18 protein-coding genes are annotated in these 16641 nt (G+C 64.5%); 16 read left to right on the forward strand and 2 right to left on the reverse strand.

The genetic code is table 11. The annotated features are described in order from the left end of the window. Positions 1–108: 108 nt before the first annotated feature. Together grxC and CLU91_RS17805 are read right to left on the reverse strand one after the other, a co-directional pair. Positions 109–375 carry a glutaredoxin 3 gene (gene grxC, locus CLU91_RS17800; RefSeq protein WP_034783579.1) on the reverse strand — a complete coding sequence of 89 codons (267 nt, stop codon included), beginning with the start codon at positions 373–375 and terminating at the stop codon, positions 109–111. 25 nt (positions 376–400) lie between these two features. Further along, complete coding sequence (locus CLU91_RS17805) at positions 401–817, reverse strand: rhodanese-like domain-containing protein (protein WP_071079850.1); 417 nt, start codon at positions 815–817, stop codon at positions 401–403. A 106-nt stretch (positions 818–923) separates the two neighbouring features. On the opposite strand from CLU91_RS17805, the gene gpmA reads away from it, so the two are divergent. The 16 genes from gpmA (at position 924) to CLU91_RS17885 (ending at position 16579) form a co-directional block, all read left to right on the forward strand. Further along, the gene (gene gpmA / locus CLU91_RS17810) at positions 924–1670 is read left to right on the forward strand and encodes a 2,3-diphosphoglycerate-dependent phosphoglycerate mutase (RefSeq protein WP_035823826.1); all 747 of its coding nucleotides are present in this window, start codon (positions 924–926) and stop codon (positions 1668–1670) included. A gap of 76 nt (positions 1671–1746) precedes the next feature. After that, on the forward strand, positions 1747–3207 hold the full coding sequence (locus CLU91_RS17815) for a murein hydrolase activator EnvC family protein (RefSeq protein WP_100875225.1): 1461 nt from the start codon (positions 1747–1749) through the stop codon (positions 3205–3207). A gap of 34 nt (positions 3208–3241) precedes the next feature. Then, positions 3242–4735 carry a S41 family peptidase gene (locus CLU91_RS17820; RefSeq protein ID WP_100875226.1) on the forward strand — a complete coding sequence of 498 codons (1494 nt, stop codon included), beginning with the start codon at positions 3242–3244 and terminating at the stop codon, positions 4733–4735. An 8-nt stretch (positions 4736–4743) separates the two neighbouring features. Next, entirely contained in the window at positions 4744–5505 is a 762-nt protein-coding gene (locus CLU91_RS17825) for a HesA/MoeB/ThiF family protein (protein WP_100875227.1), read from the forward strand. A gap of 93 nt (positions 5506–5598) precedes the next feature. Beyond that, positions 5599–6051, forward strand: coding sequence for a type II secretion system major pseudopilin GspG (gene gspG, locus CLU91_RS17830; RefSeq protein WP_100875228.1), 453 nt, complete (start codon positions 5599–5601; stop codon positions 6049–6051). Between the two features lie 12 nt (positions 6052–6063). Next, positions 6064–6558 (forward strand): type II secretion system minor pseudopilin GspH, encoded by a 495-nt coding sequence (gene gspH / locus CLU91_RS17835; protein ID WP_100875229.1) that lies wholly within the window; start codon positions 6064–6066, stop codon positions 6556–6558. After that, entirely contained in the window at positions 6555–6938 is a 384-nt protein-coding gene (gene gspI / locus CLU91_RS17840; RefSeq protein ID WP_100875230.1) for a type II secretion system minor pseudopilin GspI, read from the forward strand. The genes gspH and gspI overlap by 4 nt, the downstream gene beginning before the upstream one ends. After that, positions 6938–7561 carry a PulJ/GspJ family protein gene (locus CLU91_RS17845; RefSeq protein WP_100875231.1) on the forward strand — a complete coding sequence of 208 codons (624 nt, stop codon included), beginning with the start codon at positions 6938–6940 and terminating at the stop codon, positions 7559–7561. Before gspI ends, CLU91_RS17845 begins: the two co-directional genes overlap by 1 nt. Continuing rightward, the gene (gspK, locus tag CLU91_RS17850; RefSeq protein WP_100875232.1) at positions 7558–8541 is read left to right on the forward strand and encodes a type II secretion system minor pseudopilin GspK; all 984 of its coding nucleotides are present in this window, start codon (positions 7558–7560) and stop codon (positions 8539–8541) included. The genes CLU91_RS17845 and gspK overlap by 4 nt, the downstream gene beginning before the upstream one ends. Positions 8542–8560: 19 nt before the next feature. Beyond that, a complete protein-coding gene (gspL, locus tag CLU91_RS17855) occupies positions 8561–9790 on the forward strand; it encodes a type II secretion system protein GspL (RefSeq protein ID WP_232730789.1) in 1230 nt (409 codons plus the stop codon). Beyond that, the gene (gene gspM, locus CLU91_RS17860) at positions 9787–10326 is read left to right on the forward strand and encodes a type II secretion system protein GspM (protein ID WP_100875234.1); all 540 of its coding nucleotides are present in this window, start codon (positions 9787–9789) and stop codon (positions 10324–10326) included. The genes gspL and gspM overlap by 4 nt, the downstream gene beginning before the upstream one ends. Further along, entirely contained in the window at positions 10323–11099 is a 777-nt protein-coding gene (locus tag CLU91_RS17865; protein ID WP_100875235.1) for a type II secretion system protein N, read from the forward strand. The genes gspM and CLU91_RS17865 overlap by 4 nt, the downstream gene beginning before the upstream one ends. Next, positions 11096–13345, forward strand: a complete 2250-nt coding sequence (gene gspD / locus CLU91_RS17870; protein WP_100875236.1) for a type II secretion system secretin GspD — start codon at positions 11096–11098, stop codon at positions 13343–13345. Before CLU91_RS17865 ends, gspD begins: the two co-directional genes overlap by 4 nt. Before the next feature lie 10 nt (positions 13346–13355). Continuing rightward, a complete protein-coding gene (gene gspE / locus CLU91_RS17875; RefSeq protein ID WP_100875237.1) occupies positions 13356–14777 on the forward strand; it encodes a type II secretion system ATPase GspE in 1422 nt (473 codons plus the stop codon). Between the two features lie 10 nt (positions 14778–14787). Beyond that, on the forward strand, positions 14788–16008 hold the full coding sequence (gene gspF, locus CLU91_RS17880; RefSeq protein ID WP_100875238.1) for a type II secretion system inner membrane protein GspF: 1221 nt from the start codon (positions 14788–14790) through the stop codon (positions 16006–16008). A 16-nt stretch (positions 16009–16024) separates the two neighbouring features. After that, positions 16025–16579, forward strand: a complete 555-nt coding sequence (locus CLU91_RS17885; RefSeq protein WP_100875239.1) for a type II secretion system protein N — start codon at positions 16025–16027, stop codon at positions 16577–16579. The last annotated feature ends 62 nt before the right edge of the window (positions 16580–16641 follow it).

Here is a 16641-nt window from a genome sequence, read left to right on the forward strand (position 1 = left end):
TTGCGGTATTCAAACCGCGCCGGGTAGGCGCGGCCAGATCAGGTGCGAGGGCAATTGTATCAAAACAATACGACAAAAAACCAAGCAATTTCTCGAACCCGCTTTATATCAGGCTGCCGTGCCATTTAACAAGGGGTCCAGCTTGCCGGCTTGATCGAGCGCATACAAATCGTCGAAACCGCCCACGTGGGTATCGCCCACATAGATCTGCGGCACCGTGCGGCGGCCCGTGCGTTCCATCATCTTGATGCGCTCTTCCGGGTCGAGGTCGACGCGGATCTTTTGCACGGTCACGCCCTTGGCTTCCAACAGGCGCTCGGCGCGCACGCAATACGGGCACACGGCGGTGCTATACACAATTACAGGTACGGTCATGTCGATTCCTTCAGTTAAGGCTGGCTTATTTCGCCAGCGACAAGGTTTTCAACGGCAAACCTTGCTTTTTCCATTCGTCGATACCGCCTTCCAGGCTCGTTGCCTCGGCGAAACCGGCTTTGCCCAGCAGGCCGACGGCCGTTGCCGAACGCGAACCTTTCTGGCAAACCACTACAATGGGGCGCGTTTTGAATTTTTCCAGCTCGCCCAGGCGTTTTGCCAGTTCCGGCAGCGGCATATTTTTTGCGTCAGGCAAGTGGCCCGTGGCGAATTCTTCCGCGCTGCGCACGTCGACGATGATGGTCTTGCCACGGTTGATCAGTTGCGTGACTTCCAGCACGGTCGCGCGTTTGCCGCGCATCGACAGCAGTGGCCAGAGGAGGGCGCCGCCGGAAATAATGACGATGGCAAACAGAAAAATGTGGTCGATAATGAATTTCACGTAGGGTCCAATGGTTTAAGTCAATCCGCGCATTATAAAATAGAAGCTGGACGAGGTCTTTTTACGTTTTGCTTTTTTGATTTGAACCCCTTGAGAAGATAGAACTATGTACAAAATCGTTTTCATGCGTCACGGCGAATCCACCTGGAATCTCGATAACCGCTTCACCGGCTGGACCGACGTCGATCTGACGGAAAAGGGCGTCAACGAAGCCAGGGCCGCCGGCCAGATCCTCAAGCAGGAAGGTTTTACGTTCGACGTGGCCTACACTTCCGTCCTGAAGCGCGCCATCCGCACCCTGTGGCTGGCGCTCGACGAGATGGACATGATGTATTTGCCGATCAAGAACGACTGGCGCCTGAACGAACGCCACTACGGCGCCCTGCAAGGCCTGGACAAGGGCGAGACTGCCGCCAAGTATGGCGACGAGCAGGTACTGGTGTGGCGCCGCAGCTACGACACGCCACCGCCGCCGCTGGAAGCGAACGATGACCGCGCCTCGTTCAACGATCCGCGCTATGCCGGCTTGCCGCAAGCGTCGATTCCGCTGACCGAATGCCTGAAAGACACCGTGGCGCGCGTGATGCCGGCCTGGGATGAAGAAATCGCCCCGGCCATCCGCGCCGGCAAGAAGATCATCATTTCGGCCCACGGCAACAGCCTGCGCGCGCTGATCAAGATGCTCGATGGCATCAGCGACAGCGATATCGTCGGCCTGAACATTCCGAACGGCCAGCCGCTCGTGTATGAACTGGACGCCGACCTGAAACCGATCCGTCACTACTACCTGGGCGACCCGGCAGCGATTGCGGCAGCGCAAGCGGCCGTGGCGAACCAAGGGAAGGCCAAGTAACTTGTTGTCTTTCTTCCGCGGCACAGCAATCGCCCCCTCTGCTGAACGATCCCTGCCGGCGTGGCGCGCCGGTGCCATGCTGTGCGCAGCGCTGCTGTTGTCGAGCGGTGCCGCACAGGGTGCCAAGCCCACCGAACGCAGCAAGCAGAAAGCGGCCGCGGAAGCACAACGTGCTGGATTGCAACAAAAGCTGACGGCGCTCAAGCGCGACATCAGCCGCACGGAAAGCGCCAAGGACGACGCGGCCGATACCCTGGCCGAGTCGGAAGAGGCCATTTCCAACGCCAACCGCGCCCTGCGCGACCTGGCGCAGGAGCAAAGCGCGACGGGCGTGAAACTCAATGCGCTGGGGCAAGAACACCAGCAATTGACGGCCACCGTCGAAAAACAAAAAGCGCAGCTGTCCAAATTGCTGCGTGAACAATATGTTGCCGGCAACGAAGACCGCATCAAGCTGCTCTTGTCGGGCGATAACCCGAACCGCATCAACCGCGACTTGCAACTGATGGCGTATGTGTCGCAGGCGCAGGCGCGCTTGCTGGAAGCCTTGCGCGCCAACTTGCTGGCCGTGGAGAAAAACCAGGCCGACGTGCAGAACGCCAAGGATGAGCTGGAAGAAATCGCGCAGGAAGAGCGCGACCAGAAGGCCTTGCTGGTGCAAGAGAAGGCGCGCCGCGCCGCCTTGCTGACGAGCTTGTCGCAGCGCCTGGTGGCGCAGCGCAAGGAAGTGGGCAATGTCGAGCGCGACGAACAGCGCATGGGCAACCTGGTCGACAAGCTGGCGAAACTGATCGAAGAGCAGGCCGCCGCCGCCGCGGCTGAAAAGAAACGCCAGCAATTGCTGGCCGAGCAGCGCGCCGCCGCCAAAGCGGCCGCCGACGCCAGGATCGCGGCGGAAAAACGCGAACGCTTGCTGGCCGCGCGCGCCAAGGCCGCCCAGGCGCAGGCCGAACGCGAACGCCTGGCGAAAGAGCAACAAAACAAATCGGGCAAGATCAAGCCGCAAACACCGCCGCCGCCCGTGAAACTGGAACCGATCGACGACGACGAGCCGCCGCAGGTGGCCAAGGTGGCGACTAAGCCGGAGCCGAAGCCGGAACCGGAACCGGAGCGCCCAAGCCTGGGCCCGGCCGCGCCGGCCGGCGCCTTTGCCAGCATGAAAGGGCAGCTGCGCGCGCCCGTGGCCGGCAAGATCGCCGCCCGCTTCGGCAGCAAGCGCGGTGACGGCCCCAGCTGGAAGGGCGTGTTCATCCGCACAGGCGAGGGCAGCGAGATCCACGCCATCGCCGGCGGCCGTGTCGTGTTTTCCGACTGGCTGCGCGGTTTCGGCAATTTGATCATCGTCGACCATGGCGGCCAGTACATGAGTATTTATGGCAATAACCAATCCTTGCTGAAACGGGTGGGCGACGCCGTCAAGGGCGGCGACGCCATTGCCAGCGCGGGCAACAGCGGCGGCAACGAGGAATCAGGGCTATACTTTGAATTGCGTCATCAGGGCCGCGCCTTCGATCCAGCCACCTGGGTGAAGTTTTAAGTTCCCCAGCGAATTTGTAGATTGCGAAGAATACATGGGTATCAAAGTCAAAAGTATCGGCCTGATCGGTCTGGGCGTCCTGGCCGGCATCGGCATGTCGCTGCAGTTCCCGGCCGTGGCGCAGAAAATCACGAATGCCCCGCTGCCGCTCGACGAGCTGCGCCAGCTGTCCGACGTCTTCGGCCTGATCAAGTCCGATTATGTCGAGAAGGTGGAAGACAAGAAACTCCTGACGGAAGCCATTTCCGGCATGGTCTCGTCGCTGGACCCGCACTCCGTCTACCTCGATAAAAATGCCTTCAAGGAAATGCGCGAAAGCGTGCAGGGCAAGTTTGTCGGCATCGGCATCGAAGTGAGCATGGAAGACGGCTACGTGAAAGTCGTCTCGCCCATCGAGGACAGCCCGGCCGCCAAGGCCGGCATCCTGGCGGGCGACCTGATCACCCGCCTCGACAATATCCCGCTGAAAGGCTTGCAGCTGGAAGACGTCATCAAGAAGATGCGCGGACAGCCCGGCAGCAAGCTGGTGCTGACGATGTCGCGCAAGGGCGAAAGCAAGCCGCTGGTGTTCCCCATCGTGCGCGAGGAAATCCGCGTGCAAAGCGTGAAGGCCAAGATGGTCGCGCCCGGCTACGCCTGGCTGCGCATCGCTCAGTTCCAGGAACCGACCGTCGATGACATGGTCAAAAAGATCAACGCGCTGTATGCGCAAGACCCCAAGCTCAAGGGCCTGGTGCTGGACTTGCGCAACGATCCCGGCGGCGTCGTGCCGGGTGCCATTGGCGTGGCGACAGCATTTCTTCCGGGTAATTCCGTGATCGTCTCGACCAAGGGCCAGTTGCCCGAATCGAAACAGGTGTTTTATGGACGCCGCGAATTCTATGCGCCGCCCGGCGCCAAGGCCGACCCGCTGGCCAAGCTGCCGGCCGCGCTGAAAACCGTGCCGCTGGTGGTGCTGGTCAATGCCGGCTCCGCTTCCGCGTCGGAAATCGTCGCCGGCGCCTTGCAGGATTACCAGCGCGCCACCGTCATCGGCACGCAAACGTTCGGCAAGGGTTCCGTGCAAACCTTGCGCCAGATCACGGCCGATACGGCCGTCAAGCTGACGACGGCCCGTTACTACACGCCCAAAGGCCGGGCCATCCAGGCGCGCGGCATCGTGCCCGACTTGCTGGTCGATGAAACGGCCGAAGGCGATGGCTGGAACAGCTTGCGCATCCGCGAGGCGGACCTGGAAAAACACTTGAGCAGCAACGACGGCAAGCCGGAAGCGGCCAAGCCGACGATGGAAGGCATGCAGGATCAACTGGAAGAAGAGCAGCGCCTGATCGCCACGGCGAAAAAGCGCAAGCCGCTCGAATACGGCGCCAAGGATGATTTCCAGCTGCAACAAGCCCTGAACCACTTCCAGGGACTGCCGGTGCAGCTGGCCAAGGTGGACGCCAAGGTTGACAAGATCGGCGCCAAGCCGGAAATTGCTTCCGACATCAAGGCCGACGATAAAAAGATTCCTGTACAAAAACCGTAGTCGCCGCCATGAACGACGATCAATTGCTGCGCTACTCGCGCCATATCCTGCTGGATCAGATCGGCATCGAAGGCCAGCAAGCCTTGCTCGACGCGCATGTGTTGGTGATTGGCGCGGGCGGGCTGGGCTCGCCGGCCGCCATGTATCTGGCCGCCAGCGGCGTCGGCAAGCTGACCCTGGTCGATGACGATACGGTCGACCTGACCAATCTGCAGCGCCAGATCGCCCACACCACGGCCCGCGTGGGCCAGCCGAAAGTGCTGTCGGCACGCGAAACCTTGGCCGGCATCAATCCCGAGATCGACATCGTCGCCTTGCAAGAGCGCCTCGATGGCGCGCGCCTGGCCGAACTGGTCTTATCCAGCACGGTGGTGCTCGATTGCACCGACAACTTCGCCACGCGCCACGCCGTCAACCGCGCCTGCGTGGCGGGCAAGGTACCGCTGGTGTCGGGCGCCGTGATCCGTTTCGACGGGCAAGTGAGCGTGTTCGACCCGCGCACGGGCACCCAGCCCTGTTATTCCTGCCTGTTTCCGCAGGAACAGCAGTTCACGGACGAGGCGTGCTCGACCATGGGCGTGTTTGCGCCGCTGGTGGGCGTGGTGGGCGCCATGCAGGCGGCCGAGGCGCTGAAACTGATCATGGGTACGGGTGAATCGCTGGCCGGACGGCTGCTGCTGCTCGACGGTTTGCACATGGAATGGAGCAGCATGCGCGTCGCGCGCGACCCCGGCTGCGCCGTTTGCGGTGCAGTGGTCTTGCCGCTCTGAGTAGGCCCGCACAAATTTTTCCCCATATGACAGGCTTTGTCATATTTCCGCTTTATACTCTGCACTCATTACTTACCTTCTTCTCTCTTTCTTATGCAAAACGCAGCAAACCATCCGATACGCCAGCGCCGCGCGCGCGGCTTCACTTTGATCGAAATCATGGTCGTGGTGGTGATCATGGGCATCCTCGCGTCCCAGGTGGTGCCTATGCTGATCTCCCGCATTGGCGAATCGAAAGTGGCGTCGGCGAAAGTCAACATCGCCACCGTGATGCAGCAGCTCAAGCTGTACCGCCTGGACAACCAGCGCTACCCGACCACCGAGCAGGGCCTGCGTGCCTTGGTCGAGAAACCGACCACGGGACCGGCCGCGAATGGCTGGAAGGCGGGCGGCTATGTGGACAAAATGCCGAAAGATCCATGGGGCAACCCGTACCAGTACCTGTCGCCAGGCTTGAAAGGCGAAGTCGACATCATTTCGCTGGGCGCCGACGGACAGCCTGGCGGTAGCGGCGACGACGCCGATATCGGCTCCTGGGAACTGTAAGTTTTCCATTGCATGTCTGCCATGACCACCGGTCGCGCTGTTCACCGGCAATGCGCCAGCGGCTTCACGCTGATCGAATTGCTGGTGGTGATGGTCATCATCGGGGTGACCCTGGGCCTGGTGTCGCTGAACGCCATGCCGGATGGCCAGCAAGCGCTGCAAAAGGAAGCCGAGCGCATCGCCCTGCTGCTGCAACTGGCGCGCGATGAAGCCATCGTGCGCAGCCGGCAAGTGGCGTTCGAGGCGGACGAAAATCAATACCGTTTCCTGGTCCTCAATGAAAAGCTGTGGCAACCCGTGACGCAGGATGATTTGCTGCGTGAGCGCAGCTTCAGCAATACGCCCATGCTGCTCAGCGTGCAGCCGTCGAACAGCGTGGCCCAGCCGCTGCGCATCATCTTCGGCCGCGAACCGGTCGACAAGCCTTTCGTGCTGACCCTGGCCAGCGGCGAGCGCAGCGTGGCCATTCGCGCCGACGGCATCGGCCACTTCACGGTCGAGCAATGATGGAGTTCTCATTGCGCCGCCGCCAGCGCGGCTTCACTTTGCTGGAAGTATTGGTGGCCCTCGTCATCGTCGGCACGGCCCTGGGCGCCTCGCTGCGCGCCGTGGGCAGCCTGACGCAGAACAGCGACGGCTTGCGCAGCGCCATGATGGCCACCTGGTCGGCGGAAAACCACCTGGTGCGCTTGCGCCTGGCGAAAACCTTTCCGCAGACGGGCAAGCGCACGGTCGACTGCCCGCAGGGTGATCTGAAACTGATCTGCGAGGAGGAGGTGGTGGCCACGCCGAATCCCCGCATCCGGCAAGTGCGCGTGAACGTGTACGACGTGCAATACCCGGCCCGGCGCATCGTGCGCCTGGTGTTACTTTCCTTTAACGACTGATGGCGCGCCGCACTGTCCCCGCTGGCGGTTTCACCCTGATCGAGTTGCTCGTGGCGATCGGCATCCTGGCCATGGTCGCCGTGCTGGGCTGGCGCGGCCTGGACAGCATCGTGCGTTCGCGCGAAGTGCTGAGCAGCCAGCTGGAGCAGGCGCGCGGCATGCAACTGGCGTTTGCCCAGATGCAGAGCGATTGCGACCATCTGGCCGGTGCCGGCCAGGACAACAATCTGCTGAATGGCCGTACCAACCTGACGGCCGAGACTGACCGCCTGACCCTGGTGCGCCTGGCCGCATCGGAACAGGAGCCGCAACAGTTGCAAGTGGTCACTTACCGCCTGCGCGGCGGCGTGCTGACGCGGCGCGAATCGAACGGCACGCGCGACCTGGCCGTGCTCGACACCCTGTGGCAGGCGGCGCGCGATGATACCGATACCTCCAACGCCGACGTGGCCCTGATGCAGGGCGTCGGCAGCATGGTCATGCGCGGCTGGAGCAATGGCGCCTGGAACGTGCTGACGGCGGGCGCCACCATCTCCACGCAAGTGCCGGGCCTGGAAGTGACCTTGCAAATGCCGGGTCAGGACGCGGGCCTGTCCAAAGTCTTTTTACTGGGGCCGGGATGAAGCGCTTCTCGCTCCCTGAGCGCCAGCGCGGCGTGGCCGTCATCACGGCTTTGCTGCTGACGGCGCTGGTCATCACCGTCGTCGCCAGCCTGTTCTGGCAGCAGCAGGTGCAGGTGCGCTCGATGGAAAACCAGCGCCTGCGCCTGCAGACGCAGTGGGCCATGCGTGGCATGGTCGACTTCGCCCGCTTTTGGCTGCGCCAGGACAATCCCTCGCAGACGGCGGCCGACGGCGTGTGGGCCACGCCCATCGAGGAAGCGCGGCTCGACGATTACGTCGACCGCGAAAAGGTCGACACGGAAAAATTCGACGCCACCGTGTCGGGCCGCGCGCTCGATGCGCAGGCGCGGTTTAATATCAGCAACTTGGTCGCCGCCACGGGCGGCATCAATCCGAAGCAGGTGCTGGCCTTCCAGCGTTTGCTGTCGAACCTGCGGCTCGACAGCGGCCTGGCGCAGGCGACGGCCGATGCCGTGCTGCGCGCGAAGCCGAAACCGCGCGCCATGGACAGCGGCAGCGATGGCAAGACGCCCGCCGCCGCGCCCACCACGTCCGCCACGGGCGGCGGCAGCGAGCCGGTGGCGTTCACGCAGGTCGAGGATTTGCTGGCCGTGCCCGGCTATACGCCACAGCTGATCGAGAAATTGCGCGATTTCGTCATCATCTTGCCGGAACTCACGCCGGTCAACGTGAATACGGCGCCGGCCGAGGTGCTGGCGGCCGTGACGATGATGTCCTTGTCCGAGGCCAGCGCCCTGACCCTGAGCAATCCGCGCAAAAAGTTTGTTGATTTGGCAAACTTCAAGAATAATATTAATGCCGAACTGATTGCTTCCGTGGAACTCGACGTGAAAAGCCGTTACTTCCTCACCGTCATTCGTGTGCGGCTGGACCGCGCCGCCCTCGATGCCGTGGCGCTCGTCAATCGAAAAACGGATCCGCAGCGCACCACCAGCCTGGTCTGGTTGCGGGAAAATTAACCCCTGAAAGCGAGTCACTTTGACAATATTGTATATCCGTCACCCGGCCAGGGCGTCCATCGACAGCGCGCCAGCCTGCTCCTTCGTGCTGGCCGGCGACGGTGGCGCCTTGCTGCAGCAGGGCAGCGCGCCGCTGGGCAGCCTGGGGCAGCTGATTGCTGGCGCGAAGCAGGTGGTCTTGCTGCTGGCGGCGGCCGATGTGACCCTGCTGCGCCTGAAAACCCCGCCGCTGGCCGGCGCCCGCCTGCGTGCGGCCTTGCCTGGCCTGGTGGAAGAACATATTCTCGGCGACGCGCAGGATTGCCTGCTGGCCGCCGGCGCGCCCGACGCTGCCGGCATGCGCACGGTGGCCGTGGCGCAGCGCGCCTGGGCCGAGGTGCTGGTGAAAGCTTTGCTGGCGCAGGGCGCGCGCAAGGTGGTTCTGCTGCCGTCGCAGCTGTGCCTGCCCTTGCAGCCGGGCAGCGTGACGGCATCCTTGCAGGCAAGCGGCGACGGTCTGGAACTGGCCTTGCGCCAGGCGCCGCAAGAGGGCCTCGGCCTGGTCTTGCCGCCCCAGCCGCAGCAGGCGCTGCTGACGACGCGCGCGTTTGCCGGCGACGTGCCGCTGACGGTGTATGTGGCACAGGCCGAGCTGGCGCACTATCAACAGCTGGCCGCCGGCATGGCTGGCGTGACGGTGGAACCGGACCACTGGGCGCACTGGATCGCCGGCGCCAAGGGCGCGGGGCTGGATCTGGCTGCCGCCCTGGGCACGGCCACGGGATCGGCCACCGAATGGCGCCGCTGGCGCTGGCCGCTGCGCCTGGCGCTGCTGGCCGTGATCGTCAACCTGGCCGGCATGAATATCGAATGGATGCGCTTGAAGCGCGAGGCCGCCACCGTGCGCACCTCGATGCAGCAAACCTTCAAGGCCGCGTATCCGAATGAAGCGCCCGTGTATGGCCTGGAAGCGGAGCAGATGCGGCGCAATATCGCCGCTGCCCGCCTGCAAAGCGGGCAGGCCAGCATGGATGATTTTACGAGCATGAGCGCGGCCCTGGGCGAGGCGCTGGGCGGACTGGCCGGACGCGGCGTGGTGGCGTCACTGGAATACCGCGAGCGCAGCCTGATCGTCACGCTGAAACCGGACATGGTCGACGCCAGCGCCCAGGCGCAGGTGCGCGATGGCCTGGCCGCGCGCAAGCTGGCCTTGAATGAAACGGCGCCGGGCGTGTGGAAGATCACGCCGGCCACGGGAGCAAAAGCATGAGTGCAGCAGTCAACCAGGCGCGCGCCGCATTGACGCGGCAGCAGCAGGCGGTGCAAGCCTTTTGGGCAGAACGCACGCAGCAGGAGCGCAAGCTGCTGGCCATCGGCGGCGTCGTGGCGGGGTTAGCCCTCGTTCACGCCATGTTCTTCCAGCCGGCCTGGACGGGCCGCATCGCCTTGCAAAAGAGCTTGCCCGAGCTGCGCCAGAACGCGGCCCAGCTGCAGGCGCTGGCACGCGAAGCGGGCGAACTGGCGCGCCAGACGCCCGTGCAGGTCGCCCCCATGAGCCGTGACAGCCTTGACGCATCGCTGAAAGCGCGCGGCCTGGCGCCGCAATCGCTGTCGCTGACGGGAGAGTACGCGCGCGTGCAGTTGAACGGCGTGCCGTTTGCCAGCGTCATGCTGTGGCTGGACGGCTTGCGCCGCGAAGGCCGCGTGGCGGTGCAGGACGCGAAGATCACGGCGCAGGCGCAGGGCAAGGCGGGGCTGGTCGATGCCAGCCTGACCCTGCACCAGAGTCCCGGCGCGGCACGATGAGGCGCTTGCTTGGCTGGCTGCTGGCCATCATCGTCAGCGTCTGCGTCACCCTGCTGGTGTTTTTTCCGGCCGGCTGGGTCGCTGGCATCGTGGAAAAGCAGACGGGCGGACGTTTGACCTTGGGCGACGCGCAAGGTACCCTGTGGCGCGGCTCGGCCTTTATCGGCGGGGCGGCCAGCGCGAATGGCGCCGTGACGCCGCTGCTGCCGGGGCGTTTCAGCTGGCGCATCTCGCCCTCGGTGCTGTGGGGATCGGCGGACGTGGAACTGCAAAACCCGCAGGCGCTGTCGCAGCCGGTGAACTTGCGCGGTTCGTGGTCGCACTGGCAAGTCAGCCCGGCGGCCCTGCTGCTGCCGGCCGATGGCCTCGGCGGCCTCGGTGCACCATTAAATACCGTGGCGCCAACGGGCAGCATGCGCCTGTCGTGGAGCACCCTGCAGCTGGCTCTGGAGCAGCGGCAGTTTTCCGCCGTCGGCCGCACCACCTTGCAGATGACGGACATGGCGTCGCGCCTGTCGTCCTTGCGTCCGCTGGGCAGCTACGAGCTCGATTTCGATTGGCAGGGGCAGCAGGCGACGTTGACCTTGCGCTCCATCAAGGGACCGCTGCTGCTCGACGGCAGCGGCAGCCTGAATCAGGGGCGCATGCAGTTTTCCGGCCAGGCCCAGGCCGCAGCAGGATATGAAGAGACCTTGGCGAGTTTGTTGAATTTGCTGGGACAGCGCCGTAGCAATAGCGAAAAAAACATCATCGCCTTAGAGTTCAGACAATGAAAAAACCATCCGTGAGCCCCCATCCTTTCTCCTTTTCGCTGCGCCGCCTGTCGGCCGCCGCCTTGCTGTGCTGTTCCGTGGCCGGCATGCCGGCACCCGTCTGGGCCGCGCCCGGCGATGAAGCGGCGCTCAATTTCGTCGGCGCCGACATCGAGTCGGTGATCAAGGCCGTGGGCCATTACACCAACATCAATTTCGTCATCGACCCGCGCGTCAAGGGCACGATCACCTTGGTGTCGGAAAAATCGATCAGCAAGACCCAGGCCTTCGGGCTGCTGGCCTCCGCGCTGCGCCTGCAGGGCTATGCGGTGGTGTCCGGCGACGGCTATGCGAAAGTGGTGCCGGAAGCGGACGCCAAGCTGCAATCCGTGCCGACCCAGGTGGGCAACGGTGCCAGCCAGGTAAAGGGCGACCAGATCGCCACCCAGGTGTTTTACCTGAACTACGAATCGTCGGCCAACCTGCTGGCCGTGCTGCGCCCCTTGATCTCGCCGAACAACACGATCAACGCCAACCCGGGCAACAACTCGCTGGTGATCACCGATTACGCGGATAACCTCAAGCGCCTGGCGAAGATCATCGCCGCGCTCGACGTGCCCGCGTCGGCGGACCTGGACGTGATCCCCGTGCGCTACGCCATCGCGTCGGACCTGGCCTCGATGGTCAATAAACTGATGGAAGGCGGCAATGCGGGCGGTGCCGGCGCGGGGGCCGACGCTGGCAAGGTCTCCGTGCTGGCCGACCCGCGCACCAATTCGCTGGTGCTGCGCGCACCGTCGGCGGCGCGCGCCAACCTGGCCAAGTCGCTGATCTCGAAGCTGGACCAGCCCACCACGCAGCTGGGCAATGTGCACGTGGTGTACCTCAAAAATGCGGACGCCACCAAGCTGGCGCAGACCTTGCGCTCGGTAGTGACGTCGGACGGCACGGCCGCCACGGCGCAGCAGGGCGTCGGCAACCAGAACACGAACAACCAGATCGGCCAGAACAACAGCGGCATGAACAGCACTGGCCTGGGCGGCAATACGCAAAACGGCAGCACGGGCGGCGCTTCGCTGAACAACGCGCCGCAGCAGCTGTCGTCCGGCGGCGCGGCCGGTTTCATTCAGGCCGACGCATCGACCAATACCCTGATTTTGACGTGCAACGAAGCCGTGTACCGCAACCTGCGCGCCGTGATCGACCAGCTCGACGTGCGCCGCGCGCAGGTCTACATCGAGGCGCTGATCGTCGAAGTGACGTCGGCCAAGGCGTCCGAATTCGGCGTGCAGTGGCTGGGGCTTTCCGGCGACAGCGGCAGCAACTACCGCGTGGGGGCGCTGCAGTCGTTCGCCGGCGGCACCAATAACAATATCGCCGCCATCGCCACGGGCGGTGGCAAGACCCTGCCCACGGGCGGCCTGACCCTGGGTATCTTCAAGCAGATCAACGGCGCGCTGGGCCTGGGTGCCGTGGCGCATGCGCTGGAATCGGACGGCAACGCCAACATCCTGTCGACGCCGAACCTGATCACCCTGGACAATGAACTGGCGACCATCAAGGTGGGCCAGAACGTGCCTATCCTGACGGGCCAGTACACCAGCACGGCCGGCACCAACACGAACCCGTTCCAGACCATCGACCGCAAGGAAGTGGGCCTGACCCTGAAGGTGCGCCCGCAGATTTCCGAGGGCGGCACCATCAAGCTGGGCATCTATCACGAGACGTCGAGCGTGGACAAATCCACGGCGTCGGCCGTCAGCGGCATCACCATCAACAACCGCGTGATCGAAAACAATGTGCTGGCCGACGATGGCCAGATCATCGTGTTGGGCGGCCTGATCGAGGACAGCACGGGCGACAACGCGGAAAAAGTGCGCGGCCTGGGCGACATTCCCCTGATCGGCAACCTGTTCAAGTACCAGACGCGCGAGCGCAAGAAAACCAATCTGATGATCTTCCTGCGCCCCGTCATCGTGCGCAACAAGGAGCAAAGCGGCAGCCTGGCGGCCGACCGCTACGACTACATGCGTTCGGCCGAGACGGCCGCCGTCCCGGCCACGGGCAATTTGATGCTGAAAGACCTTGGCACGCCGGTGCTGCCGGCCCTGCAGGATGGCCAGCCGGTGGGCGGCAACATGGTGACGCGTCCCGTACCGCCGGCGCCAACCCCGCCGCCAGGCGCGCCGGCCAACGCGGCCACGCCGCCGCAGTCGCTGCTGCAGCAATACCAGCAGCAGCCGCAGTCGCAACAGCCACAGAAGTGATGGAGCAGTCATGAGCAATCTGCTTCCCTACGCCTACGCGCGCGATTTCGGCTTGCTGGCCCGGCCCGGCGCCGTCGACGGCGCCCCCGTCGAAGTGCTGGTGGCCGCATCGACGGCGCCGGCGGCCATTGCCGAAGTGTCGCGCCGTTTCGGCCAGATTCAATTGATGGTGTTGCCGCGCGGCGAACTCGATGCGGCCATTGCCGGCGCCTACGCGGGCGGCGGCGGCGACGCCTCGCAGATGGCCGATGAATTCGATGCCGACCTCGATTTGACCAAGCTGCTGCAGGATGTGCCGGCCATCGAGGACTTGCTCGAATCGTCCGACGACGCGCCCGTCATCCGCATGATCAACGCGCTGCTCACGCAGGCGCTGCGCGAAGGCGCGTCCGACATCCACATCGAGCCGTTCGAGCAGACCTCCGTCGTGCGTTTCCGTATCGACGGCAGCCTGCGCGACGTGGTGCGCCCGCGCAAAGCCATCCACGGTTCGCTCATTTCGCGCATCAAGATCATGGCGCAGCTCGACATCGCAGAAAAGCGCTTGCCGCAGGATGGCCGCATCACCCTGCGCGTGGGCGGCAAGCCCGTCGACGTGCGCGTTTCGACCCTGCCCACCGGGCATGGTGAACGGGCCGTCTTGCGCTTGCTGGACAAGGAAGCGGGCCGCCTCGACCTGCAGCACCTGGGCATGAGCGCGCCGATGTTGAAACAGTTCGACGGCCTGATCACGCAGCCGCACGGCATCGTGCTCGTCACGGGTCCCACCGGCTCGGGCAAGACGACGACCCTGTACGCGGCGCTGTCGATGCTCAACGCGACGACGACGAACATCCTGACGGTGGAAGACCCGATCGAGTACGACCTGGCCGGCGTGGGCCAGACGCAGGTCAATCCGCGCATCGACATGACCTTTGCCAAGGCGCTGCGGGCGATTTTGCGGCAAGACCCCGATGTCATCATGATCGGCGAGATCCGCGACCTGGAAACGGCGCAGATCGCCGTGCAGGCATCCTTGACGGGCCATCTGGTGCTGGCGACCTTGCACACGAATGACGCCTCGGCCGCCGTCACGCGCTTGCTGGACATGGGCATCGAGCCGTTCCTGCTGTCGTCGTCCTTGCTCGGCGTGCTGGCGCAGCGCCTCGTGCGCAAATTGTGCGGCGCGTGCAAGACCTTCGATGGGCAGTACTGGCAGGCGGTCGGCTGCGAGCAGTGCGGCCAGACGGGCTACCAGGGGCGTGTCGGCGTGTACGAGTTGCTGCGCACGACAGAACAGATCCGCGCGCAGATCCACAACCGCGCGTCGGAAGCGGAAGTGCGCACGGTGGCCCTGCAGGACGGCATGACGAGCATGCGCGATGACGGCGAACGCTGGCTGCGCGACGGCACCACCACGCAGGCAGAATTGCTGCGCGTGACCAAAGACTAGGCCCGCCACCATGCCCGCATTCCGTTATGAAGCCGTCGACGCCCAGGGCGCCACCCGCAAGGGCGTGCTCAATGCCGACAGTCCCCGCGCCGCGCGCGCCGAACTGCGCGTGCAAGGCCTGGTGCCGCTGGCCGTCGAGCCGATCGCCGCGCAGGTCGACGCCGCCGGCGTGACCAAACGGCGCGGCTTCGGCGAGCGCCTGTCGAACACCGAGCTGGCGCTGTTTACGCGCCAGCTGGCCAGCCTGCTGGAAGCGGGCCTGCCGCTGGAGCAGGCGTTTTCCGCGCTGCTGGAACAGGCCGAGCGGCCGTATCTGCGCGACCTGATCGCTTCGATCCGCTCGGAAGTGATCGGCGGCGCCGCGTTTTCCGACGTGCTGGCGCGCCATCCGCGCGATTTCGCGGAAATCTACCGGGCGCTGGTGGCCTCGGGCGAGCAGATTGGCCATCTATCGCGCGTGCTGTCGCGCCTGGCCGACTACATCGAGCGGCGCAATGCACTGGTGCAGAAGGTCAAGCTGGCCTTTACGTATCCGGCCATCGTCACGGTGGTGGCGTTTTCCATCGTCATCTTCCTGCTCACCTACGTGGTGCCGCAGATCGTTTCCGTGTTTGCCAATACCAAGCAGAAGCTGCCCATGCTGACGGTGATCATGCTGGCGCTGTCGGACTTCGTGCGCCACTATGGCATCGTGATGGGTATCGTCCTGATTGGCGCCTGGTTCGCCTGGCGCCGCGCGCTGCAGCAGCCGGCCTTGAAACGGCGCTGGCATACCTGGCTGCTGACGGCGCCCTTGTACGGCAAGTTCGAGCGCAGCCTGAATACGTCGCGTTTCGCCAGTACCCTGGCCATCACCACGGGGTCCGGCGTGCCGATCCTGCGCGCGCTCGACACCAGCCGCGATACCTTGACCAACGTGGCGATGCAGGAACTGGTGGCTGACGCCAGCGGCGCCGTGCGCGAGGGCGTCAGCCTGGCGCGCGCGCTGTCGGCGCAAAAGCATTTTCCGCCCATGCTGATCCACATGATACGCGCGGGCGAAATCACGGGCGAGCTGCCGGCCATGCTGGAACGCGCCGCCAGTGCGCAGGAGCAGGACCTGGAACGCCGCACGCTGACCATCGCGGGCTTGCTGGAACCGGCCCTGATCCTGGCCATGGGCGTGGTGGTGCTGCTGATCGTGCTGGCCGTGCTGATGCCGATTATCGAAATCAATCAGCTCGTCAGATAAGAAACTCAAGGAAGCCATGAAGCGTTTGCCTCAATTTACAAGTTTGCTCGCCGTCGTGGCGCTGTCCGTGTCGCTGGCCTACTGGGCCATGCAACTGTTCAAGGCGCCGCAGCGCCCCATCAATCCCCCCCCCAATCCGGTGGTGCAGGATGCCAGCGTGGAAGCGGGCGCCTCCTTGTTCGGCGGGCAGGTCAGCGTGGCCACGGCCAGCAACTACCAGCTCAAGGGGGTGGTGGCGGCCGCCAATGGCCGCGGCAGCGTGGCCATCATTGCGACCGACGGCAAGCCGTCCGTGGCCTTGCCGGAAGGCGCCGAGGTGGCGCCCGGCGTGACGGTGCTGGAAGTGCATGCGCGCCACGTGCTGCTGCGCGATGGCGGCGTGAGCAAGCGCATCGACCTGGTGGCCGACGACAAGGCGCTGGCCTTGCCGGCGCAAGTGTCTGCCAGCCCGGCAGCGGCGCCAGCAACGAACCTGGTGCCGCCGCCGCTGCCGATGGAGTCGCAGCGTCCGGCGACCATGATGCCGGCGGCGCCGCAGGTGAGCACCACCAGCACGCCGCCGTCGAATTGAGCTGATTTTCGGAACCACCCCATTACCATCATGCTGATGGCGCCGTGCCGCCATCGCGACAG

Origin of the sequence: Janthinobacterium sp. 64 (assembly GCF_002813325.1) — a bacterium.
In the GTDB taxonomy this organism is placed as follows: Bacteria; Pseudomonadota; Gammaproteobacteria; order Burkholderiales; family Burkholderiaceae_D; genus Janthinobacterium.